Genomic DNA, 22,753 nt, shown 5'->3' with positions numbered 1-22,753 from the left:
TGGATAACCTAAACGATTTACCAATCGTATATATTGATGAAACAGGAATCGACCGCTATCTCTATCGTCCTTATGCAGGGGCTCCTAGAGGGGAGAAAGTCTATGAAAAGATTAGCGGACGTCGTTTTGAGCGAACTTCAATTGTTGCAGGACAAGTAGACGGAGAGTTTATAGCTCCCATGATTTACAAGAACAGCAGGACAAGCGATTTCTTTGTGGAGTGGTTCAAAACGCAACTCCTGCCTGCTTTGAAGACACCTCATGTTATTATCATGGACAATGCTAGTTTTGATCCCAAGAACATTTTGGATGAACTCTGCATCCAAGATAAACACTTTTTCTTACCTCTACCGCCTTATTCACCAGATTTGAATCCTATTGAGCAAGCTTGGGCTATCTTGAAAAAGAAAGTAACAGATTTATTAAGGGAAGTCCCAACTATTTTTGAATGTTTGGAACGCTTTTTAAAACTAAATGACTATAACAGCTATTGCCCAAGGAAAGAAAACAAAGAAACAAGCCTGTGTCGAACTTAATCTTTCTGAAAGACAAATCAATCGTCTGCTACTAGTCTATCAACAGAAAGGCAAAGAAACCTTCAGACACGGAAACAGAGAATTGGAAGATTTTTTATTTGTGTCTTAAATCAGGTCTTGCGTGACATTTTCTGCTCTCCACATACCATTGTTGATTAACAGAACACCAGAATTAAAATTATGTGTATAAAAATCATCTCTAACTGCAGCTAAGGGTATAGCCGTCAAGTCCAAATCCCACAGCTCATCTATCGATTTTCTTACAACAATATCTAAATCCAAATACAGTACACGAGACTCGCTTACATACTTTGGAATAAAATACCTAAAAAAGCCGCATATGAAAGTCCCGCAAAGGGGAGACGATAACCTTTCAGAATACTACTGTCAATCTAAACATTCACAATCTCACTATTCAAAGTCTCTAGTCTTTTTTCCATCAATTGGAACCATTCTCGCGGAAGGTCATCATTAAAAACATAAAACTTAAGATTATAATGATGAACACAAAGAGATTTTATTGTTGTTTCAACTTTATCCATATAAGCATTATCTGCACTTAAGACAATCGCTTTTTTCTCTTCTTTCACTCTTTATCTTATTTCTTTTTATTCCCATCATATGTTTCTACGTAAGCATTATTTTCGCCTATTCGTTCGTAAAACCATACCAGTGGAGATTTTAGATGAAGTCTCATTACGGTTTACAATTTTTACATTACGACACGGAGTTTTACAAATCGATTTCATTTGCCAAACGTAGTTAGTAAGGCAGTTAGCTAGGCTACCTACTTTCTGCTACAACGGAAAAATCCACGAATCAATATTATTCGTGGATTTTTCCTAGTGAAGCGTTTAGGTAAGCCGATTGTTATACTACGACACGTAGTTTGACCAATCGATTCTATTTGCCAAACGTAGTTAGTGAGGCAGTTAGCTAGACCGCTCACTACCAGTTACGACGTAAAGTTTTACGAATCGATATTATTCGTAAAACTTTACTAGTGGAGCGCCTAGAGTCTGGGACAAAAAGATTTTGATTTTATGAATTCTTTATTATAAGTTTTTAAAATCGATAGATTAGACAAAAAAGCAAACAAAACAGAATTCTGAGTGTCAGATAACTTGTTTTGTTCGCTTTTTATATTTAAGGTTAGACTTTTGTCCCAGACTCGTTAGTTACTTAGATTGTTACACAATCAAATAAATTTACTGAACTACGACACTGAGTTTTACAAATCAATTCCATTTGTAAAACTCAGTTAGTGAGGCAATTAGCTAGTTCGCCAAATAGCGACTAGCGTCCAACAATTAGGAACTTTAGTTCCAATTGTTGGTACTGAGTCACATCTTCTCTTCCAACTCTACATCTGGATACTTGTCCGCAAACCAACGGAGAGCAAAGTCATTTTCAAAGAGAAAGACTGATTGGTCGAAACGGTCTTTAGCCAAGATATTGCGGCTTGATGACATGCGTTCATCCAAGTCCTCAGGTTTAATCCAACGAACGGTCTTTTTACCCATTGGGCTCATGACTACTTCTGCATTGTACTCGCCTTCCATACGGTGCTTAAAGACTTCAAACTGAAGTTGACCAACAGCTCCCAGCATGTACTCGCCTGTTTGGTAATTCTTATAAAGCTGAATAGCTCCTTCTTGCACCAATTGCTCGATTCCCTTGTGGAAAGATTTTTGTTTCATAACGTTCTTAGCAGATACTTTCATGAAAATTTCAGGAGTAAAGGTTGGCAGCGGTTCAAACTCAAACTTGTTTTTTCCAACTGTCAAAGTGTCACCAACCTGATAAGTACCTGTATCGTAAACCCCGATGATATCACCTGCCACGGCATTGGTTACATTCTCACGACTTTCCGCCATAAACTGAGTCACATTCGACAGTTTAGCCCCCTTACCAGTACGAGGCAGGTTAACACTCATACCGCGCTCAAATTCACCAGATACGATACGGACAAAGGCAATGCGGTCACGGTGACGAGGGTCCATATTGGCTTGGATTTTAAAGACAAATCCTGAAAAATCCTTGTCGTAAGGATCCACAATTTCGCCATCTGTTTTCTTGTGTCCATGTGGTTCTGGAGCAAACTTAAGGAAAGTCTCAAGGAAGGTCTGCACACCAAAATTTGTCAAAGCCGAACCGAAGAAGACAGGTGTCAATTCTCCAGCAAGGATAGCTTCCTCTGAAAACTCATTTCCAGCTTCATTTAAAAGTTCAATATCATCTTTTACCTGCTCGTAGAAAGGATTGCTGCTAAAAAGCTTGTCCCCATCTTCTAAACTGGCAAAACGCTCATCCCCCTTATAGAGCTCCAAGCGTTGGTTATAGAGGTCATAGAGCCCTTCAAAAGCTTTCCCCATCCCGATTGGCCAGTTCATCGGATAGCTCGCAATACCCAAGACTTCTTCCAATTCTTGCAAGAGGTCCAGTGGCTCACGACCGTCACGGTCTAGCTTGTTCATAAAGGTAAAGACTGGAATACCACGGTGTTTGACAACTTCAAACAATTTCTTTGTCTGCGCCTCGATACCCTTGGCAGAGTCCACGACCATGACCGCAGCATCCACCGCCATCAAGGTACGATAGGTATCTTCTGAGAAATCCTCATGCCCTGGTGTGTCAAGGATATTCACGCGCTTGCCATCGTAGTCAAACTGCATCACAGATGAAGTAACCGAAATCCCACGTTGCTTCTCGATATCCATCCAGTCAGACTTGGCAAAAGTCCCTGTTTTCTTTCCTTTTACGGTACCAGCCTCACGAATCTCGCCCCCAAAGTAGAGCAACTGCTCAGTGATGGTTGTTTTCCCCGCGTCTGGGTGAGAGATGATGGCAAAGGTACGACGTTTCTTAATTTCTTCTTGAATATTCATAAGTTCTCTTTCTTTGATTCTCTATTTTTCTTGTTTCAATAGCTAAGAATGATTTTTACATTGGATTTTACCATTCCTTTCAACACTTCATTATATCGGATTTTAGCATTTTTTTCAATTTCTATTTCTTTTCACTTCCCCCTCCCTTATTTATAGGAAAATATGGTAAAATAGAACAGACTAAAAATCATCATTTCACGAAAGGATGCAAGATGAAAATTACGCAAGAAGAGGTAACACACGTTGCCAATCTTTCAAAATTAAGATTCTCTGAAGAAGAAACTGCTGCCTTTGCGACCACCTTGTCTAAGATTGTTGACATGGTTGAATTGCTGGGCGAAGTTGACACAACTGGTGTCGCACCTACTACGACTATGGCTGACCGCAAGACTGTACTCCGCCCTGATGTGACCGAAGAAGGAACAGACCGTGATCGCTTGTTTAAAAACGTACCTGAAAAAGACAACTACTATATCAAGGTGCCAGCTATCCTAGACGATGGAGGAGATGCCTAATGACTTTTAACGATAAAACTATTGAAGAGTTGCACAATCTCCTTGTCTCTAAGGAAATTTCTGCAACAGAATTGACCCAAGCAACACTTGAAAATATCAAGTCTCGTGAGGAAGCCCTCAATTCATTTGTCACCATCGCTGAGGAGCAAGCTCTTGTTCAAGCTAAAGCCATTGATGAAGCTGGAATTGATGCTGACAATGTCCTTTCAGGAATTCCACTTGCTGTTAAGGATAACATCTCTACAGACGGTATTCTCACAACTGCTGCCTCAAAAATGCTCTACAACTATGAGCCAATCTTTGATGCGACAGCTGTTGCCAATGCAAAAACCAAGGGCATGATTGTCGTTGGAAAGACCAACATGGACGAATTTGCTATGGGTGGTTCAGGTGAAACTTCACACTACGGAGCAACTAAAAACGCTTGGGACCACAGCAAGGTTCCTGGTGGGTCATCAAGTGGTTCTGCCGCAGCTGTAGCCTCAGGACAAGTTCGCTTGTCACTTGGTTCTGATACTGGTGGTTCCATCCGCCAACCTGCTGCCTTCAACGGAATCGTTGGTCTCAAACCAACCTACGGAACAGTTTCACGTTTCGGTCTCATTGCCTTTGGTAGCTCATTAGACCAGATTGGTCCTTTCGCACCGACAGTTAAGGAGAATGCCCTCTTGCTCAACGCGATTGCCAGCGAAGATTCCAAAGACTCTACTTCTGCCCCTGTCCGCATTGCCGACTTTACTTCAAAAATTGGTCAAGACATCAAGGGCATGAAAATTGCTTTACCTAAGGAATACCTAGGTGAAGGAATTGACCCAGAGGTTAAGGAAACTATTCTGAATGCTGCTAAGCACTTTGAAAAATTGGGCGCTACCGTCGAAGAAGTCAGCCTTCCTCACTCTAAATACGGTGTTGCCGTTTACTACATCATCGCTTCATCAGAAGCTTCATCAAACTTGCAACGCTTTGACGGTATCCGTTACGGCTACCGCGCAGAAGATGCAATCAACCTTGATGAAATCTATGTAAACAGCCGTAGCCAAGGTTTTGGTGAAGAAGTGAAACGCCGTATCATGCTAGGTACTTTCAGCCTTTCATCAGGTTACTACGATGCCTACTATAAGAAGGCTGGACAGGTCCGTACCCTTATCATCCAAGATTTCGAAAAAGTCTTCGCAAATTACGACTTGATTTTGGGCCCAACTGCTCCAAGTGTTGCCTATGACTTGGATTCTCTCAACCATGACCCAGTTGCTATGTACTTAGCTGACCTTTTGACAATACCAGTCAACTTGGCAGGTCTTCCAGGGATTTCGATTCCTGCTGGATTCTCTCAAGGTCTACCTGTTGGTCTGCAATTGATTGGTCCTAAGTACTCTGAGGAAACTATTTACCAAGCTGCTGCTGCTTTTGAAGCAACAACAGACTACCACAAACAACAACCCGTGATTTTTGGAGGTGACAACTAATGAACTTTGAAACAGTCATCGGACTTGAAGTCCACGTAGAGCTCAACACCAATTCAAAAATCTTCTCACCTACTTCTGCCCACTTTGGAAATGACCAAAACGCCAACACTAACGTGATTGACTGGTCTTTCCCAGGAGTTCTGCCGGTTCTCAACAAAGGTGTTGTCGATGCCGGTATCAAGGCTGCTCTTGCCCTCAACATGGACATCCATAAAAAGATGCACTTTGACCGCAAAAACTACTTCTACCCTGATAATCCAAAGGCCTACCAAATTTCTCAGTTTGATGAGCCAATCGGTTATAACGGTTGGATTGAAGTGGAGCTTGAAGACGGTACGACTAAGAAAATCGGTATCGAACGTGCCCACCTAGAGGAAGACGCTGGTAAAAACACCCACGGTACAGATGGCTACTCTTACGTTGACCTCAACCGCCAAGGGGTACCCTTGATTGAGATTGTATCTGAAGCCGACATGCGTTCCCCAGAGGAAGCCTACGCTTATCTAACAGCCCTCAAGGAAGTTATCCAGTACGCTGGCATTTCTGACGTTAAGATGGAAGAGGGTTCTATGCGTGTGGATGCCAACATCTCCCTTCGCCCTTATGGTCAAGAAAAATTCGGTACCAAAACTGAGTTGAAAAACCTCAACTCCTTCTCAAACGTTCGCAAAGGTCTTGAATACGAAGTTCAACGTCAAGCCGAAATCCTTCGTTCAGGTGGTCAAATCCGCCAGGAAACACGCCGTTACGATGAAGCCAACAAGGCAACCATCCTCATGCGTGTCAAGGAAGGTGCTGCAGACTACCGCTACTTCCCAGAACCAGACCTACCCCTCTTTGAAATTTCAGACGAGTGGATCGAAGAAATGCGTACAGAGTTACCAGAGTTTCCAAAAGAACGTCGTGCGCGTTATGTATCTGACCTTGGTTTATCAGACTACGATGCTAGTCAGTTGACTGCTAATAAAGTCACTTCTGACTTCTTTGAAAAAGCTGTTGCCCTAGGTGGTGATGCCAAACAAGTCTCTAACTGGCTCCAAGGGGAAGTCGCTCAGTTCTTGAATGCTGAAGGTAAAACACTGGAACAAATCGAATTGACACCAGAAAACTTGGTTGAAATGATTGCCATCATCGAAGACGGTACTATTTCATCTAAGATTGCCAAGAAAGTCTTTGTCCATCTAGCTAAAAATGGCGGTGGCGCGCGTGAATACGTGGAAAAAGCAGGTATGGTTCAAATTTCAGATCCAGCTATCTTGATCCCAATCATCCACCAAGTCTTTGCCGATAACGAAGCTGCTGTTGCCGACTTCAAGTCAGGCAAACGTAACTCCGACAAGGCCTTTACAGGATTCCTTATGAAGGCAACCAAAGGCCAAGCCAACCCACAAGTTGCCCTTAAACTACTTGCACAGGAATTGGCGAAGTTGAAAGAAGATTAATATGTAAAAGAAACCAGCCTTGAGGTTGGTTTTTTCTCCCCTACCATCTCCCAATAACTATTTTGGCTTTATTTCCAGAAGATTTTATGGTAAAATGAAGAGTAATAATATTTATTAAAGAGGTAAAAACATGATTGAAGCAAGCAAATTGAAAGCTGGTATGACATTTGAAACTGCAGACGGAAAATTGATCCGCGTTTTGGAAGCTAGCCACCACAAACCAGGTAAAGGGAACACAATCATGCGTATGAAATTGCGTGATGTCCGTACTGGTTCTACATTTGATACAAGCTACCGTCCAGAAGAAAAATTCGAACAAGCTATTATCGAAACTGTTCCAGCTCAATACTTGTACAAAATGGATGAAACTGCCTACTTCATGAACACTGAAACTTACGACCAATACGAAATACCAGTCGTAAATGTTGAAAATGAGTTGCTTTACATCCTTGAAAACTCTGATGTGAAAATCCAATTCTACGGAACTGAAGTAATCGGTGTAACTGTACCAACTACTGTTGAATTGACAGTTGCTGAAACACAACCATCTATCAAAGGTGCTACTGTTACAGGTTCTGGTAAACCAGCAACCATGGAAACTGGACTTGTTGTCAACGTTCCAGACTTCATCGAAGCTGGACAAAAATTGATCATCAACACTGCAGAAGGAACTTACGTTTCTCGTGCCTAATCTCTAGAAAGAGGTCATTCTATGGGAATTGAAGAACAATTTGGCGAAATCGTTATCGCTCCACGTGTACTTGAAAAAATCATTGCCATCGCAACTGCTAAAGTTGATGGTGTCCACTCATTTTCAAATAAATCCGTATCTGACACCCTATCAAAACTCTCTCTTGGTCGCGGCGTCTACTTAAAAGAAAACAATGAAGAGCTAACTGCTGACATCTATCTCTATCTTGAGTACGGTGTGAAAGTACCAAAAGTAGCTATTGCTATTCAAAAAGCAGTCAAAGATGCTGTCCATGATATGGCTGATGTGGAACTTTCTGCTGTCAATATCCATGTTACAGGAATTGTTCCAGACAAAACACCTAAACCAGAGTTGAAAGATCTATTTAACGAGGACTTCCTCAATGACTAGTCCATTATTAGAATCTAGACGCGAACTTCGTAAAGGCGCTTTTCAAGCTCTTATGAGCCTTGAATTCGACACAGATATGGAAACAGCTTGTCGCTTTGCCTACACACATGACCGTGAAGATGCAGATGTGCAAATCCCAGCCTTTCTTCTAAATTTGGTTTCTGGTGTTCAAGCACAAAAAGACGAGTTGGATACACAAATCAACCAGCACCTCAAGTCAGGCTGGACAGTTGAACGTTTGACTTTGGTCGAAAAAAACTTACTACGCTTGGGTATCTTTGAAATCACATCATTTGATACACCTCAGCTGGTAGCAGTCAATGAAGCTATTGAACTCGCTAAGAATTTTTCAGATCAAAAATCAGCCCGCTTTATCAACGGACTGCTCAGCCAGTTTGTAACAGAAAAAAATGAATAATCGAAAAGGTGTTTGGTCTTCCAAGCACCTTTTACTTCGTCCTTGATACAGAGTAAGAACCACATAAAAACTAGAACTAACTGCCAGTTCTAGTTTTTGCGTATTCTGAGGTATTAGTATTTTCTAAATCGTTGATAGCGTTCTTCCAGCAACTCTTCTAGCGGTTTTTGTGAAAGTCTAGCCAGCTCAGCTTGAAGTTCTTTCTTGACACTCTTAATCAGTTCTTTACTAGAAAGTCCTGCTTCAGAAATCACCTTGTCCACCACGTCCATTTCTAACAGTTCATGGGAAGTGATTTTCATCAGTTCTGCTGCTTCCATGGCACGAGTTCCGTCCTTCCATAAAATGGAAGCAAAGCCTTCTGGACTGAGAATAGCATAGATAGAATTTTCCAGCATCCAAACACGGTCCGCAACGGCTAGAGCCAGAGCCCCACCTGAACCACCTTCACCGATAATGATGGCAATAATAGGAACTTTCAGGTCACTCATTTCCATGAGATTGCGAGCAATAGCTTCTCCCTGTCCACGTTCTTCCGCTCCGACACCAGGATAAGCACCTGCTGTATTGATAAAGGTCACAACTGGACGGCCAAATTTCTCAGCCTGTTTCATCAACCGCAGTGCCTTTCGGTAGCCTTCTGGATGTGGTTGGCCAAAATTCCGTTTGAGGTTGTCTTGCAAACTCTTGCCTTTTTGAATACCAACCACTGTTACAGCTTGGTCTCCAAGCCAACCAATACCACCAACAACTGCACCATCATCACGAAAAGAACGGTCACCATGTAATTGGATAAATTCATCAAAAATGCCTGTCGCAAAGTCCAAGGTTGTCAAGCGACTCTGCTCACGCGCTTCTCTGACTATTTTTGCAATATTCATCTAGGACTCCCTCCATGCAATCTGACTAGGCTAGCAATCATATCTGGTAAGTCTCTTCTTTTGACAATAGCATCCACAAAGCCATGTTCTAATAGGAATTCTGCCTTTTGGAAATCCTCAGGCAAGCTTTCACGAACCGTATTTTCAATGACACGACGCCCAGCAAAACCAACCAAGCTCTGTGGTTCAGCCAGAATGATATCGCCTTCCATAGCGAAAGAAGCTGTCACACCACCAGTCGTTGGATCTGTCAAAATGGTCAGGTAAAAGAGACCAGCATTTGAATGGCGTTTAACCGCCGCAGAGATCTTAGCCATCTGCATGAGACTCATGATTCCTTCCTGCATACGGGCTCCACCAGAGGCTGTGAATAGGACAACTGGCAATTTTTCGACAGTCGCATACTCAAACAAACGAGTGATTTTTTCACCTACAACCGTACCCATAGAAGCCATGATAAAGTTAGAATCCATAATCCCAAGAGCCACAGTCTGACCTTTTATAAGAGCTGTTCCTGTCACAACGGCTTCATCCAGACCTGTTTTTTCACGCATAGTTGCTAGTTTCTTTTGATAACCAGGGAAATGCAAGGGATCCTTGCTTTCAATCCCTGTAAACAATTCCTTGAAGGTTCCCATATCAATCATCAAAGCCAAGCGTTCTTGGGCAGAAATACGAAAGGTATAGCTACAGTGCGGACAGATACGCTCACTTCCCAGATCCTTCTGATAAATGGTATGCTTACAGCCTGGACACTGGGAAAATAATTCATCTGGAACCTCTGGCTTAGCTTGAGGTTTTTCCCTAACCGAACGATTGGGATTGATTCGAATATACTTATCTTTTTTACTAAATAGAGCCATTGATTCCCCTTTTCGGTTTAAACTCTTAAAGTCATTTTATTCTTTTTCTTGATATTTAGGTAAGAAGGTTTCCATCAAGAAGGAAGTATCATAATCCCCAGCAATGACATTGCGATCTGAAATGAGGTCAAGCTGGAAATCTGCATTGGTCTGCACTCCTTCAATCTCTAATTCATAGAGGGCACGTTGCATTTTCATCAAGGCGTCAAAACGATTTTCGCCGTGTACGATGATTTTGGCAATCATACTATCATAATAAGGCGGAATAGTATAGCCTGGATAAACTGCTGAATCCACGCGCAAGCCAACTCCACCACTTGGCAGATAGAGATTGGTAATCTTACCTGGACTTGGAGCAAAGTTAAAGGCTGGGTTTTCTGCATTGATACGACACTCGATGGCATGACCGCGTAGGACAATATCTTCTTGCTTAACAGACAGGGGCTGACCTGCCGCAATGCGAATCTGTTCCTTAACGATATCCACACCTGAAACAAATTCTGTTACTGGATGTTCCACCTGAACACGAGTATTCATTTCCATGAAGTAGAAGTTGCTACTTGCTTCATCAAGAAGAAACTCAATAGTCCCTGCATTCTCATAGCCAACAAACTCTGCCGCTCGAACAGCAGCAGCACCTATTTCATGACGCAGCGTTTTTCCGATTGCAATCGAGGGACTTTCTTCCAAAACCTTTTGGTTATTCCTTTGAAGAGAACAATCCCGTTCACCCAAGTGAATCACATGTCCATGCTCATCACCTAGGATTTGAACCTCAATGTGCCGAGCTGGATAGATAACCCGTTCTATGTACATGGCACCATTGCCATAATTGGCCTTGGCCTCACTAGAGGCAGTTTCAAAGGCAGAAACGAGGTCATCTGGTTTTTCAACCTTACGAATCCCTTTACCACCTCCACCTGCTGAAGCCTTGAGCATAACAGGATAGCCAATTTTTTCAGCAACAATCAAAGCTTCTTCAGAGTTATGCACTTCTCCATCCGAACCTGGAATGACTGGAACACCAGCTTTGATCATCTGAGCACGCGCATTGATCTTATCCCCCATCATATCCATAACATGGCCAGATGGACCGATAAACTTGATTCCCACCTCTTCACACATGGTTGCAAATTTGGAATTTTCACTGAGAAATCCAAAACCTGGGTGAATAGCTTCTGCCTCAGTCAAGACTGCAGCTGATAGAACCGCATTAATATTGAGATAAGACTCTGTAGCCTTGCCAGGGCCGATACAAACCGCTTCATCTGCTAAAAGCGTATGGAGGGCTTCCTTATCAGCAGTTGAATAAACCGCTACCGTCGCAATCCCCAATTCACGTGCCGCACGGATAATACGAACCGCAATTTCACCACGATTGGCAATTAAAATTTTTCGAAACATGGAGAACCTCCTTAGTTCCCAATTGCAAAAGTAAGGGTACCACTGGCTGCAAGCTTGCCATCCACTTCAGCCTTTGCTTCAACCACAGCTATGGTGCCACGACGTTTTACAAAAGTCGCTGTCATAACCAATTGGTCGCCTGGTACAACTTGCTTCTTGAACTTAACCTTGTCCATACCAGCGTAAAAGACCAGTTTTCCTTTATTTTCAGGTTTTGATAACTCCAACACACCAGCAGTTTGCGCCAAGGCTTCCATAATCAGAACACCTGGCATAACTGGGTATTGAGGAAAATGACCGTTAAAGAAATGCTCGTTGATGGTCACATTTTTGATAGCAACAATGGTATCCTCGCTCACTTCCAAGACACGGTCCACTAGAAGCATAGGATAACGGTGGGGAAGGGCTTCTTTGATTCCTTGAATATCGATCATTTGATACATACCAATCCTTTACCAAACTCAACCATTTCTTCGTTAGAGACGAGAATTTCCGTTACCACACCATCCTTAGGAGCTGGGATTTCATTCATGACTTTCATGGCTTCGATAATGACCAATGTTTGACCTTTTTTGACACTATCACCAACTGTAACGAAGGCAGGTTTATCTGGTCCAGCAGCCAAGTAAACCACTCCAACAAGTGGACTCTCTACAAGATTTCCCTCAGTAGCCACACTTGCTTCAGCTGGAGCTGGAACTTCTTCTGCTACAGTCTCTGCTGGAGCAGATGTAGGAGCTACTGGACTCGGTGTTGCTAGAACGGGTGCTGGAGCGACTTGAGTTGCAACTTCAGGCACAGATCTCGCTTCATTCTTGCTAAACTGCAACTCATCCGTCCCATTTTTATAAGAAAATTCTCTCAAACTTGACTGGTCAAATTGAGTCATCAAGTCTTTAATATCGTTTAAATTCATACTTATCTATTCTCCCAACGTTTGAAAGCAAGAACTGCATTGTGGCCTCCAAAACCAAAAGTATTTGAAATAGCGTATGGAATTTCTTTCTCCAAGCCTTGTCCATAAACGACATTAGCTTCGATATAATCTGATACTTCACTTGTCCCAGCTGTCATTGGTACAAAGTTATGACGCATAGCTTCGATGGTGACGATAGCTTCTACTGCACCCGCAGCCCCCAGCAAATGTCCTGTAAAAGACTTGGTTGATGATACAGGTACTTCCTTACCAAGAACAGCTACGATAGCACCACTTTCTCCTTTTTCATTGGCAGGAGTTGACGTTCCGTGAGCATTGACATAGGCTACTTGCTCTGGAGAAATCTCAGCTTCTTCCAAGGCTAGTTTGATGGCCTTGATAGCTCCCTGACCTTCTGGATGTGGAGAAGTCATGTGGTAGGCATCACAAGTATTTCCGTAACCAACCACTTCAGCCAGGATAGTAGCTCCACGTTTTTCAGCGTGTTCAAGACTTTCTAGAACCAACATCCCTGAACCTTCACCCATAACAAACCCATTGCGATCCTTATCAAATGGGATCGAAGCACGAGTTGGATCCTCTGTAGTAGAGAGAGCTGTTAAGGCTTGGAAACCAGCGATGGCAAAAGGTGTGATAGAAGCTTCTGTTCCTCCCACCAACATCACATCTTGGAAACCAAACTTAATGGAGCGGAAGGCATCCCCAATCGCATCATTTGATGAAGAGCAGGCAGTATTGATAGATTTACAAACACCGTTTGCACCAAAACGCATGGCTACATTCCCAGAAGCCATATTTGGTAAAGCTTTTGGAAGAGTCATTGGTTTGACACGTTTGGGTCCTTTTTCATGAAGGCGAAGTACCTGATCTTCAATTTCCTTGATTCCACCAATACCAGATGCAACGATAACACCAAAACGATCCCTATTAAGAGCCTCTACATCAAGATTGGCATGATTTACAGCCTCTTGGGCTGCATACAAGGCATATAAAGAATAGTTATCAAAACGGTTGGTATCTTTTTTTACAAAGTATTTATCGAACGGAAAATCTTGGATTTCTGCCGCATTATGCACATCAAAGTCACTATGATCAAATTTTGTAATGCCACCAATGCCGATTTTCCCAGTTGCTAAACTATTCCAAAATTCTTCTGGTGTATTTCCGATTGGAGATGTTACTCCATAACCTGTTACCACTACTCGATTTAGTTTCATTCTTTTCACCTCTAGCTTTCGCTACATACTTAAGCCACCATCAATGGCAACCACTTGACCAGTTAGATAATCTTGGCCTGCTAAAAATACTGTCAAATCTGCAACCTGCTCTGCCTGCCCAAATTCTTTCATCGGAATCTGAGCTAGTGTAGCTTCCTTAATCTTATCTGATAAGATAGCGGTCATATCAGACTCAATCATTCCTGGAGCAATCACATTGACTCGTATATTCCGACTAGCGACCTCGCGTGCCACAGACTTGGTAAAGCCAATCAAGCCAGCCTTAGAAGCAGCATAGTTAGCTTGACCAATATTCCCCATCAAACCAACAACACTAGACATATTAATGATAGCACCTTCTCTGGCTTTCATCATCGGTTTCAAGACTGATTGTGTCATATTAAAGGCACCAGTCAGATTGACCTTGAGCACTTTTTCAAAATCTGCTTCTGTCATCTTGAGCATAAGAGTATCTTGGGTGATCCCTGCATTGTTGACCAAAACATCTACTGAACCCAGTTCTGCAATAGCTTGATTAATCATACGCTTAGCGTCTGCAAAATCTGATACATCTCCTGAAATGGGAACCACCTTGATACCATAGTTTGAAAACTCAGCGAGCAATTCTTCTGAGATTGCCCCACGACTGTTTAAGACAATGTTGGCTCCTGCTTGAGCAAATTTGTGGGCGATGGCAAGACCAATTCCACGACTCGAACCTGTAATAAAGATATTTTTATGTTCTAGTTTCATTTTTTTCCTTTCAAAACTTCTACTTATTTTAGTCTATTTTTCTAAAAGTGCTACTAAACTCGCTTGATCTTCCACATGAGCTAAGTGAGCAGTTTGATCAATTTTTTTAACAAAACCTGACAAGACTTTCCCCGGTCCAATCTCGATAAAGTTGCTTATGCCTGCTTCTTGCATGACCCCAATACTTTCATAGAAACGAACGGGTTCCTTGACCTGACGCGTCAAGAGCTGAGCAATGTCCTCTTTTTGCATCACAGCAGCTTCTGTATTGCCGACTAGGGGACAAGTAAAATCTGAAAAACTTACCTGAGCTAGAGTTTCAGCTAGTTTCTGGCTAGCAGGTTCAAGGAGAGCGGTGTGAAAGGGACCTGACACCTTGAGAGGAATCAAGCGTTTGGCACCTGCTTCTTGCAAAAGTTCAACCGCTCGATCAACTGCAACCACTTCTCCAGCAATGACGATTTGTGCAGGTGTGTTATAGTTGGCTGGAGTAACCACTCCAAGTTCAGAAGCTTTTTGACAGGCTTCTTCAATGACCTCTACTGGCGTATTGAGAACTGCTACCATCTTACCAGAGTCAGCAGGAGCCGCTTCTTCCATATAGGCTCCACGCTTAGCTACCAAGGCAACCGCATCTTCAAAATCCAAGGCGCCGCTTGCCACCAAGGCAGAGTATTCTCCAAGAGATAAACCAGCAACCATATCAGGCTGATAGCCCTTTTCTTGCAATAAACGGTAGATAGCAACCGAAGTCGCTAGAATGGCTGGTTGCGTATAGCGGGTCTGATTGAGTTTGTCTTCTTCCCTATCGATGAGATAACGCAAATCATAACCGAGCACCTGACTCGCTCGATCAATCGTTTCTTTGACAATAGGGTAGTGATCATAGAGATCCCGTCCCACCCCTAGATACTGGGCACCTTGACCAGCAAATAAAAAGGCTGTTTTAGTCATTTCTTACAACTCCTGCCCAGCGAGAGGCTTCTTCTTGAATTTTCTTAGCTGCTCCGTAATACAAATCTTTTAGGATTTCTTCAGCTGTTTCTTCTTTAGAAACAAGCCCTGCGATTTGACCTGCCATGACAGAGCCACCATCCACATCACCGTGAACAACTGCTTTGGCTAGGGCGCCTGCTCCCATTTGTTCAAAGATTTCTAAATCAGGATCTTCCTGCTTAAAGGCATCTTTTTCAGCCAGTTCAAAATCTCTAGTCAACTGATTTTTAATAGCACGAACAGCATGACCAAAGTGCTGAGCTGAAATCGTAGTATCAATATCCCTTGCTTTTAAAATTTTCTCCTTGTAGTTTGGATGGGCATTCGACTCTTTTGCAACTACAAACCGTGTCCCCACCTGTACAGCCTCTGCACCTAGCATAAAGCCAGCCGCAGCACCTTCACCATCCGCAATTCCTCCTGCAGCAATAACAGGAATAGATACAGCTGTGGCTACCTGTCGCACCAAGGTCATGGTTGTTAATTTACCGATATGCCCCCCAGCTTCCATTCCTTCTGCAATAACAGCGTCTGCACCGATTTTTTCCATGCGTTTAGCTAAAGCAACACTAGGAACGACAGGAATAACGATTATCCCAGCTTCATGGAAACGTTCCATGTATTTACCAGGATTTCCTGCACCTGTTGTCACTACCTTAACACCTTCCTCGATAACGAGATCTACAATATCTTCCACAAAGGGAGACAAGAGCATGATGTTGACACCAAAGGGTTTATCCGTCAATGATTTGATCTTATCAATATTTGCCTTGACAACTTCTTTCGGGGCATTTCCCCCACCGATAATCCCTAGTCCTCCAGCTTTAGAAACAGCCCCTGCCAAATCACCATCAGCAACCCAAGCCATTCCTCCTTGAAAGATAGGATAATCAATGTTCAATAATTCTGTAATACGCGTTTTCATAGTGCCTCCATCGTTTCTTGCTTACGTAATAGTTCGATACTGTCATAATTTGACAATCAAACTATTGCCTAAACAAGAGGGAGCGGGTTTCCCTACTCCTTCTATCTATATTCTGCTTATACTCTTCGAAAATCAAATTCAAACCACGTCAGCGTCACCTTGCCGTACTCAAGTACAGCCTGCGGCTAGCTTCCTAGTTTGCTCTTTGATTTTCATTGAGTATTATTTTGTTTGCTCTTCAACGTAGGCAACCAAGTCACCAACTGTTTTCAAGTCATCTTCTGCTTCGATTTGGATATCAAAAGCATCTTCGATTTCTGAGATTACTTGGAACAAGTCCAATGAATCAGCGTCCAAATCATCAAAAGTTGATTCAAGTGTTACTTCTGATGCATCTTTTCCAAGTTCTTCAACGATAATTTCTTGTACTTTTTCAAATACTGCCATGATAGGACTCCTTTAAAATAAATAGTTTTTTATAACAATGTGTTCACCACATGATTACCTAAATTGTAAGAATGAGCGTGCCCCAGGTCAAGCCTCCACCGAAGCCTGATAGAAGAACAGTCTGGCTACCATCTAAAGGGATGAGACCTTGTTCTACACACTCTGAAAGTAAAATCGGGATACTGGCTGCACTGGTATTGCCATATTCCATCATATTGGCTGGAAGTTTGTCTCGGTCAACACCAATTTTTCTAGCCATCTTATCCAAAATACGGATATTAGCCTGATGCAATAGCAGATAATCCAAGTCTGTCGCCTCTATAGGAGATTCTTCAATAGTCTGCTTGATAGACTTGGCTACATCTCGAATGGCAAAATCAAAGACTGCGCGTCCATCCATCTTCAAAAATGAATCTGCACTTTCTTGATCTGAAAATGGAGAATGCAAACCTGAATGCCCATAAGTTAAACACTCACTGCGACTTCCATCGCTATTGAGACTCTCAGCTAAGAAATTCTCTTGCTCGCTAGCTTCTAACAAGACACCACCAGCACCATCTCCAAACAACACAGCTGTTGATCGATCCGACCAATCGACTGCCTTAGAGAGGGTTTCACTACCAATCACCAAGCCTTTTTGAAAGCGACCAGAAGCGATAAACTTTTCAGCAGTTGAAAGAGCAAATACAAATCCACTGCAAGCCGCGGTTAAGTCAAAAGCAAAGGCTTTATTAGCACCAATATTAGCTTGAACACGAGCAGCTGTAGAGGGCATCATCGAATCTGGAGTAATGGTAGCTAGGATGATAAAATCCAGTTCCTCTCCTATTATTCCAGCTTTTGCCATCAGTTTCTTAGCAACTTCCGTAGCCAAATCACTGGTAGATTCTGTTCTTGAAATATGCCTTTGTCGTATTCCCGTTCGACTTGAAATCCACTCATCATTGGTATCCATAATCTGAGCCAAGTCGTGATTTGTAACCACTTGCTCTGGCACATAATGAGCAACCTGGCTTATTTTTGCAAAAGCCATTATTTCAAATCCTCCAAAAATTGGTAAAGATTAGTCAAACCTTTGCTCATAACATCAATTTCTTCCTCGCTCATGCCATCAATAATTTTTTCTACCATGGCCTTGTGGAAGCGTTTATGCAGTCTATGGATCAAGCGCCCCTTCTTTGTCAAATGCAGATGCACCACACGACGATCCTGTTCTGACCGAACTCGCTCAATGTAGCCCTTACGCTCTAAATTGTTCAAACTTGTCGTAACAGTTCCAAGAGTTACCATCAACTCTTTTGACACTTGACTTGGAGTCACATCTGGAGCCTTACCGATGACATCAATCGTATGCATTTCTTTGATGGAGATATCCTTAAAACGACTACCTCTCAAGTTCACTTCCTCAATTACAAGGACATTGTTAAATATAGATGTTAAATATTCATTGATTCGTTGGTAGTCCATTTTTCATATCCCTCCTTCTTCAAAAAACTTTTACAATCAAAACATTTGACAGAAAGAATTATATCAAAATTCAAAGAATGATGCAAGTATTTTTTATTTTCCTGTAAATTTAGGTCTTCTTCTCTCCGAATGAGCTCGCACTCCTTCTTTGAAATCCTCTGTTTGAGCTAAGGATTTCTGTAGGTTCAGTTCTAAAGTAGCGTAACCCTGCCAGTCTTTAAACTGGCTCTCCCAAACCAACTTCTTAATGGCAGCATAGGAATTACTTGAAGCACGTCTTAATTTTTTAAGAAGCTGTTCTCTCGTCTTTTCAAGTTTTTCAGCTTCAGAAACGCGGTAAACCAACCCCCATTCTAGGGCTTTTTCTGCCGTTAAAGCCTCTCCTGTCATAGCTAATTGAGCAGCACGCGTCACACCGATACTGCGGCTCAAGAGATGAATTCCCCCTGCATCTGGAGCCAAACCAACACCAACAAAGGCTTGGATAAACTTAGCCTTATCCGTCGCCAAACAGAAATCTGCCGCAACAGCCATATTCGCTGCGGCACCTGCAACAGCACCGTCAACTTCCATTAAAACAGGTTTGGCTATTTGCTTGATTTTATAAGAAATCGTATTGACCAACTCTGCGATTTTTGTCAATGATGGAATATCATCCTCATCCACTGCCCGCTTCATCTCTACCAAATCTCCCCCAACTGAGAAGACCTTTCCATTGGCATTGATTAAGATAAAATGCACAGCTGGATTTTCTTCTGCCAGAGTCAAGGCTTCTAAGATCTCCTCACACATGGGAATATGGAAACCATTAGCGACATCAGGACGGTTTAAAGTAATAATTGCCAAATCCTCTTCAAGCTGATAAATAATATGTTCCATCTGGACTCCTTTTTATTTTATAAGCAGTTTATACTCTTCGAAAATCTCTTCAAACTACGTCAACTTCCATCTGCAACCTCAAAACAGTATTTTGAGCTGACTTCGTCAGTTCTATCCACAACCTCAAAGCAGTGCTTTGAGCTGACTACGGCTAGCTTCCTAGTTTGCTCTTTGATTTTCATTGAGTATTGAATTATTTTATTTTCAAAGTATATCTTTTTTGGGAACAGAAAGCAAGAAAAAATTGACTGAAAGTGTCTCAGCCGATTGGAAAGGCTCGCTTTATCCTATAAAGCATCTTATTTTCTTCATTGAAAAAAGCCTTTCTTTCTGCTATAATCGTATAAAATACTTACTTTAGGAGTTCTTATGAAAGTTGTTAAATTTGGAGGTAGTTCTCTTGCCTCTGCTAGTCAATTAGAAAAAGTTTTAAACATCGTCAAAAGCGATTCAGAGCGTCGTTTTGTAGTCGTTTCTGCGCCTGGTAAACGCAATGCTGAAGATACTAAGGTTACGGATGCCCTGATTAAATACTACCGCGACTATGTTGCGGGTAACGATATTAGCAAGAGCCAAAGCTGGATTATCGACCGCTATGCTGCTATGGTTAGTGAATTGGGACTAAAACCAGCTGTGCTAGAAAAAATTTCTAAAAGCATTCACGCCTTGGCCACTCTTCCTATTGAAGAAAATGAATTTCTCTACGATACTTTCCTAGCAGCCGGTGAAAATAACAATGCCAAATTGATTGCTGCCTACTTTAACCAAAATGGTATCGATGCACGCTATATGCACCCTAGAGAAGCTGGGATTGTGGTCACAAGTGAACCTGGTCACGCTCGCATCATTCCATCAAGTTATGACAAGATTGAAGAATTGACAAACACCAATGAAGTCCTTGTCATTCCTGGTTTCTTTGGTGTCACTAAGGAAAATCAAATCTGTACCTTCTCACGTGGAGGATCAGACATTACAGGTTCTATCATTGCTGCCGGTGTAAAAGCCGACCTCTATGAAAACTTTACGGACGTTGATGGTATCTTTGCAGCCCACCCTGGAATCATTCACCAACCACACTCGATTCCTAAGTTAACCTACCGTGAAATGCGCGAGTTGGCCTATGCAGGCTTCTCAGTCCTTCATGACGAGGCTCTTCTTCCTGCCTACCGTGGAAAAATTCCTCTGGTTATCAAGAATACCAACAACCCTGACCATCCGGGTACTCGTATCGTTCTAAAACACAGTAGTGATGAATTTCCAGTTGTGGGAATTGCTGGTGACTCAGGCTTTGTCAGCATTAACATGTCGAAATACCTCATGAACCGTGAGGTTGGATTTGGCCGCAAGGTTCTGCAAATCCTGGAAGAACTTAACATCGGTTGGGAACATATGCCAACAGGTATCGACAATCTTTCTATCATTCTCCGTTCTCGCGAACTAACTCCCATCAAGGAAGAAGAAATCCTGCGTCAGTTGGTTCAAAAGGCTAAAGTAGATCATGCAGAAATCGAACACGACCTTTCTATCATTATGATTGTTGGTGAAAAAATGAAGAGCCATATCGGAGTGACTGCTACTGCGACACGCGCTCTATCTGAAAACAAAATCAACATCCAGATGATGTCTCAAGGTTCTAGTGAAGTTTCTATTATGTTTGTTGTCAATAAAGACCAAGAGAAAGCAGCAATTAAAGCCCTCTACAATGCCTTTTTTGGAGAAAGTAAGGAAGACTAAGCATGGCTCAATCACTTAACAAAACAGTACTCCTCAGTACGACAGGCACTTCCTACCTCTCTATCGCTGGGAAAGTTGGGAAATTCCTTGTCGGAGATCAGGCTTTGGAATTTTACCCCGATGTCAATGTTGAACAATTTATCCAGATTCCTTGGAGCCATATCAACCAAATTGGAGCCAATGTCACTGGGCGGAAAATCAGTCGCCACTTCGAAGTCTTTACAGACAAAGGAAAATTCCTCTTTGCTTCAAAAGACTCAGGTGCCATTCTCAAAATTGCTCGTGAAAAACTGGGTAATGACAAGGTCATCAAACTTCCGACCCTGATTCAGACAATTGGTCAAAAATTTAAAAATCTATTTGCAAAAAAGTAGAAACTTTAGTATAATCATAGCAACGGATAAGTAGGTTATCTTCTTCTTTCAGAAAGTCTGCGGATGCTGCGAGCAGATAGGAGGGATAGGTGAAATTCTACCGTTAATAACAATTACATACACAATCAAGTGCACACCTGTGAAGTTGGATGGAACCGTGGCCCTGCCACTCCAACGCTTTGTCAGGTGTGCTTTTTTCATAAAGGAGTTCTTATGTTAGATATCAAACGTATTCGTACAGACTTTGATGCTGTCGCAGAAAAATTGGCTACACGTGGTGTAGATGCTGCTGTCTTGAATGAGATGAAAGAAATCGATGCTAAGCGTCGTGACATCTTGGTCAAGGTTGAAACTCTCAAGGCAGAACGTAACACAGTTTCTGCTGAGATTGCCCAAGCCAAACGTAACAAGGAAAATGCAGATGACAAGATTGCTGCCATGCAAACTCTATCTGCTGAGGTCAAAGCCTTGGATGCTGAATTGGCAGCAATCGATGCTAAATTGACAGAATTTACCACTACTCTTCCAAATATCCCAGCTGACAGCGTTCCTGTTGGGGCGGACGAAGACGACAATGTGGAAGTTCGCCGTTGGGGGACTCCACGCGAGTTTGACTTTGAGCCAAAAGCTCACTGGGATCTTGGTGAAGAGCTTGGTATCCTTGATTGGGAACGCGGTGGTAAGGTAACAGGCGCTCGCTTCCTCTTCTATAAAGGCCTCGGTGCTCGTTTGGAACGTGCTATCTACAACTTTATGTTGGATGAACATGGAAAAGAAGGCTATACTGAAGTCATCACACCTTATATGGTTAACCATGACTCTATGTTTGGTACTGGTCAATATCCAAAATTCAAGGAAGATACTTTTGAACTCAGCGACAGCAATTATGTCCTTATTCCTACAGCTGAAGTTCCTCTGACAAACTACTACCGTGATGAAATCTTGGACGGCAAAGATCTTCCAATCTACTTCACTGCTATGAGTCCATCATTCCGTTCTGAGGCTGGTTCAGCTGGCCGTGATACTCGTGGCTTGATTCGTTTGCATCAATTCCACAAGGTTGAAATGGTCAAATTTGCCAAACCAGAAGAATCTTACGAAGAATTGGAAAAAATGACGGCCAACGCTGAAAACATTCTTCAAAAACTCAACCTTCCATACCGTGTCGTTGCTCTCTCTACTGGAGATATGGGCTTCTCAGCTGCGAAGACTTACGACTTGGAAGTGTGGATTCCAGCCCAAAATACTTACCGTGAAATCTCAAGCTGTTCAAACACAGAAGATTTCCAAGCCCGTCGTGCCCAAATCCGTTACCGTGATGAAGCAGATGGCAAGGTGAAATTGCTCCATACCTTAAACGGTTCTGGACTTGCAGTTGGACGTACAGTGGCTGCTATTCTTGAAAACTACCAAAATGCAGATGGTTCTGTGACCATTCCAGAAGCTCTTCGTCCATACATGGGTGGAGCTGAAGTTATCAGACCATAAAAAATAAGGTTTAGCTATTTC

General features: G+C 42.4%; 26 protein-coding genes and 2 pseudogenes. 11 read left to right on the top strand and 17 right to left on the bottom strand.

The window, feature by feature from the left end; genetic code table 11:
- Positions 1-464: pseudogene (locus HT687_RS09905) on the top strand (transposase); the annotation flags it as partial.
- A 10-nt stretch (positions 465-474) separates the two neighbouring features.
- Positions 475-615, top strand: a pseudogene (locus HT687_RS09900) (helix-turn-helix domain-containing protein); the annotation flags it as partial.
- Between the two features lie 26 nt (positions 616-641).
- On the opposite strand, the gene HT687_RS09895 reads toward HT687_RS09900, so the two are convergent.
- The 3 genes from HT687_RS09895 to HT687_RS09885 form a co-directional block, all read right to left on the bottom strand.
- Complete coding sequence (locus HT687_RS09895; RefSeq protein WP_001816247.1) at positions 642-818, bottom strand: glycosyltransferase; 177 nt, start codon at positions 816-818, stop codon at positions 642-644.
- Between the two features lie 110 nt (positions 819-928).
- Positions 929-1,126 carry a glycosyl transferase family 8 gene (locus HT687_RS09890; protein WP_031233590.1) on the bottom strand — a complete coding sequence of 66 codons (198 nt, stop codon included), beginning with the start codon at positions 1,124-1,126 and terminating at the stop codon, positions 929-931.
- A 753-nt stretch (positions 1,127-1,879) separates the two neighbouring features.
- Complete coding sequence (locus tag HT687_RS09885; protein ID WP_001025442.1) at positions 1,880-3,424, bottom strand: peptide chain release factor 3; 1,545 nt, start codon at positions 3,422-3,424, stop codon at positions 1,880-1,882.
- A gap of 212 nt (positions 3,425-3,636) precedes the next feature.
- Here HT687_RS09885 and gatC point away from each other — a divergent pair, with 212 nt between their 5' ends.
- The 6 genes from gatC (at position 3,637) to nusB (ending at position 8,367) form a co-directional block, all read left to right on the top strand.
- Complete coding sequence (gene gatC / locus HT687_RS09880; RefSeq protein WP_023936348.1) at positions 3,637-3,939, top strand: Asp-tRNA(Asn)/Glu-tRNA(Gln) amidotransferase subunit GatC; 303 nt, start codon at positions 3,637-3,639, stop codon at positions 3,937-3,939.
- The gene (gatA, locus tag HT687_RS09875; RefSeq protein WP_023936346.1) at positions 3,939-5,405 is read left to right on the top strand and encodes an Asp-tRNA(Asn)/Glu-tRNA(Gln) amidotransferase subunit GatA; all 1,467 of its coding nucleotides are present in this window, start codon (positions 3,939-3,941) and stop codon (positions 5,403-5,405) included. The genes gatC and gatA overlap by 1 nt, the downstream gene beginning before the upstream one ends.
- A complete protein-coding gene (gene gatB / locus HT687_RS09870) occupies positions 5,405-6,847 on the top strand; it encodes an Asp-tRNA(Asn)/Glu-tRNA(Gln) amidotransferase subunit GatB (RefSeq protein ID WP_023936344.1) in 1,443 nt (480 codons plus the stop codon). Before gatA ends, gatB begins: the two co-directional genes overlap by 1 nt.
- A 130-nt stretch (positions 6,848-6,977) precedes the next feature.
- The gene (gene efp, locus HT687_RS09865) at positions 6,978-7,538 is read left to right on the top strand and encodes an elongation factor P (protein WP_000568643.1); all 561 of its coding nucleotides are present in this window, start codon (positions 6,978-6,980) and stop codon (positions 7,536-7,538) included.
- A gap of 21 nt (positions 7,539-7,559) precedes the next feature.
- The gene (locus HT687_RS09860; protein ID WP_000510572.1) at positions 7,560-7,949 is read left to right on the top strand and encodes an Asp23/Gls24 family envelope stress response protein; all 390 of its coding nucleotides are present in this window, start codon (positions 7,560-7,562) and stop codon (positions 7,947-7,949) included.
- Positions 7,942-8,367, top strand: a complete 426-nt coding sequence (nusB, locus tag HT687_RS09855; protein WP_000203649.1) for a transcription antitermination factor NusB — start codon at positions 7,942-7,944, stop codon at positions 8,365-8,367. Before HT687_RS09860 ends, nusB begins: the two co-directional genes overlap by 8 nt.
- Positions 8,368-8,480: 113 nt before the next feature.
- Here the strand turns inward: nusB and HT687_RS09850 are convergent, their stop codons facing one another.
- From HT687_RS09850 to HT687_RS12235, 14 genes are all read right to left on the bottom strand, one after another.
- A complete protein-coding gene (locus HT687_RS09850; RefSeq protein WP_001017397.1) occupies positions 8,481-9,248 on the bottom strand; it encodes an acetyl-CoA carboxylase carboxyl transferase subunit alpha in 768 nt (255 codons plus the stop codon).
- The gene (accD, locus tag HT687_RS09845) at positions 9,245-10,111 is read right to left on the bottom strand and encodes an acetyl-CoA carboxylase, carboxyltransferase subunit beta (protein WP_023933131.1); all 867 of its coding nucleotides are present in this window, start codon (positions 10,109-10,111) and stop codon (positions 9,245-9,247) included. Before accD ends, HT687_RS09850 begins: the two co-directional genes overlap by 4 nt.
- 36 nt (positions 10,112-10,147) lie before the next feature.
- On the bottom strand, positions 10,148-11,515 hold the full coding sequence (gene accC, locus HT687_RS09840) for an acetyl-CoA carboxylase biotin carboxylase subunit (protein WP_023933130.1): 1,368 nt from the start codon (positions 11,513-11,515) through the stop codon (positions 10,148-10,150).
- A gap of 11 nt (positions 11,516-11,526) precedes the next feature.
- Entirely contained in the window at positions 11,527-11,949 is a 423-nt protein-coding gene (fabZ, locus tag HT687_RS09835) for a 3-hydroxyacyl-ACP dehydratase FabZ (protein ID WP_031233589.1), read from the bottom strand.
- Complete coding sequence (gene accB / locus HT687_RS09830; protein WP_023936338.1) at positions 11,946-12,431, bottom strand: acetyl-CoA carboxylase biotin carboxyl carrier protein; 486 nt, start codon at positions 12,429-12,431, stop codon at positions 11,946-11,948. The genes fabZ and accB overlap by 4 nt, the downstream gene beginning before the upstream one ends.
- Positions 12,432-12,433: 2 nt before the next feature.
- Entirely contained in the window at positions 12,434-13,669 is a 1,236-nt protein-coding gene (gene fabF / locus HT687_RS09825) for a beta-ketoacyl-ACP synthase II (protein ID WP_000774063.1), read from the bottom strand.
- A 21-nt stretch (positions 13,670-13,690) separates the two neighbouring features.
- Positions 13,691-14,422 carry a 3-oxoacyl-[acyl-carrier-protein] reductase gene (gene fabG / locus HT687_RS09820; RefSeq protein WP_023933126.1) on the bottom strand — a complete coding sequence of 244 codons (732 nt, stop codon included), beginning with the start codon at positions 14,420-14,422 and terminating at the stop codon, positions 13,691-13,693.
- A 33-nt stretch (positions 14,423-14,455) separates the two neighbouring features.
- Complete coding sequence (gene fabD, locus HT687_RS09815; RefSeq protein ID WP_023933124.1) at positions 14,456-15,376, bottom strand: ACP S-malonyltransferase; 921 nt, start codon at positions 15,374-15,376, stop codon at positions 14,456-14,458.
- Positions 15,369-16,343, bottom strand: a complete 975-nt coding sequence (gene fabK, locus HT687_RS09810; RefSeq protein WP_023936336.1) for an enoyl-[acyl-carrier-protein] reductase FabK — start codon at positions 16,341-16,343, stop codon at positions 15,369-15,371. Before fabK ends, fabD begins: the two co-directional genes overlap by 8 nt.
- Positions 16,344-16,565: 222 nt before the next feature.
- Positions 16,566-16,790: an acyl carrier protein gene (locus tag HT687_RS09805; protein WP_000257838.1), complete on the bottom strand. Its 225-nt coding sequence runs from the start codon at positions 16,788-16,790 to the stop codon at positions 16,566-16,568.
- 58 nt (positions 16,791-16,848) lie between these two features.
- Entirely contained in the window at positions 16,849-17,823 is a 975-nt protein-coding gene (locus HT687_RS09800) for a beta-ketoacyl-ACP synthase III (protein WP_000852944.1), read from the bottom strand.
- The gene (locus HT687_RS09795; RefSeq protein ID WP_000386348.1) at positions 17,823-18,257 is read right to left on the bottom strand and encodes a MarR family transcriptional regulator; all 435 of its coding nucleotides are present in this window, start codon (positions 18,255-18,257) and stop codon (positions 17,823-17,825) included. Before HT687_RS09795 ends, HT687_RS09800 begins: the two co-directional genes overlap by 1 nt.
- A 93-nt stretch (positions 18,258-18,350) precedes the next feature.
- Positions 18,351-19,136 carry an enoyl-CoA hydratase gene (locus tag HT687_RS09790; protein WP_000400065.1) on the bottom strand — a complete coding sequence of 262 codons (786 nt, stop codon included), beginning with the start codon at positions 19,134-19,136 and terminating at the stop codon, positions 18,351-18,353.
- A 59-nt stretch (positions 19,137-19,195) separates the two neighbouring features.
- Positions 19,196-19,318 (bottom strand): hypothetical protein, encoded by a 123-nt coding sequence (locus tag HT687_RS12235; protein WP_001839798.1) that lies wholly within the window; start codon positions 19,316-19,318, stop codon positions 19,196-19,198.
- A 187-nt stretch (positions 19,319-19,505) separates the two neighbouring features.
- Here HT687_RS12235 and HT687_RS09785 point away from each other — a divergent pair, with 187 nt between their 5' ends.
- The 3 genes from HT687_RS09785 (at position 19,506) to serS (ending at position 22,732) form a co-directional block, all read left to right on the top strand.
- A complete protein-coding gene (locus HT687_RS09785) occupies positions 19,506-20,870 on the top strand; it encodes an aspartate kinase (protein ID WP_023936333.1) in 1,365 nt (454 codons plus the stop codon).
- 2 nt (positions 20,871-20,872) lie between these two features.
- Positions 20,873-21,244 carry a DUF956 family protein gene (locus HT687_RS09780; RefSeq protein ID WP_000079356.1) on the top strand — a complete coding sequence of 124 codons (372 nt, stop codon included), beginning with the start codon at positions 20,873-20,875 and terminating at the stop codon, positions 21,242-21,244.
- A 213-nt stretch (positions 21,245-21,457) separates the two neighbouring features.
- Positions 21,458-22,732 carry a serine--tRNA ligase gene (gene serS / locus HT687_RS09775; RefSeq protein ID WP_023933119.1) on the top strand — a complete coding sequence of 425 codons (1,275 nt, stop codon included), beginning with the start codon at positions 21,458-21,460 and terminating at the stop codon, positions 22,730-22,732.
- Positions 22,733-22,753 lie beyond the last annotated feature (21 nt).

Source organism: Streptococcus sp. 1449, assembly GCF_013276805.1.
GTDB classification, from domain to species: Bacteria; Bacillota; Bacilli; order Lactobacillales; family Streptococcaceae; genus Streptococcus; species Streptococcus pseudopneumoniae.
Note: the sequence above shows the minus strand (reverse complement) of the source record. Positions and strands in the feature narration are given on the sequence as shown.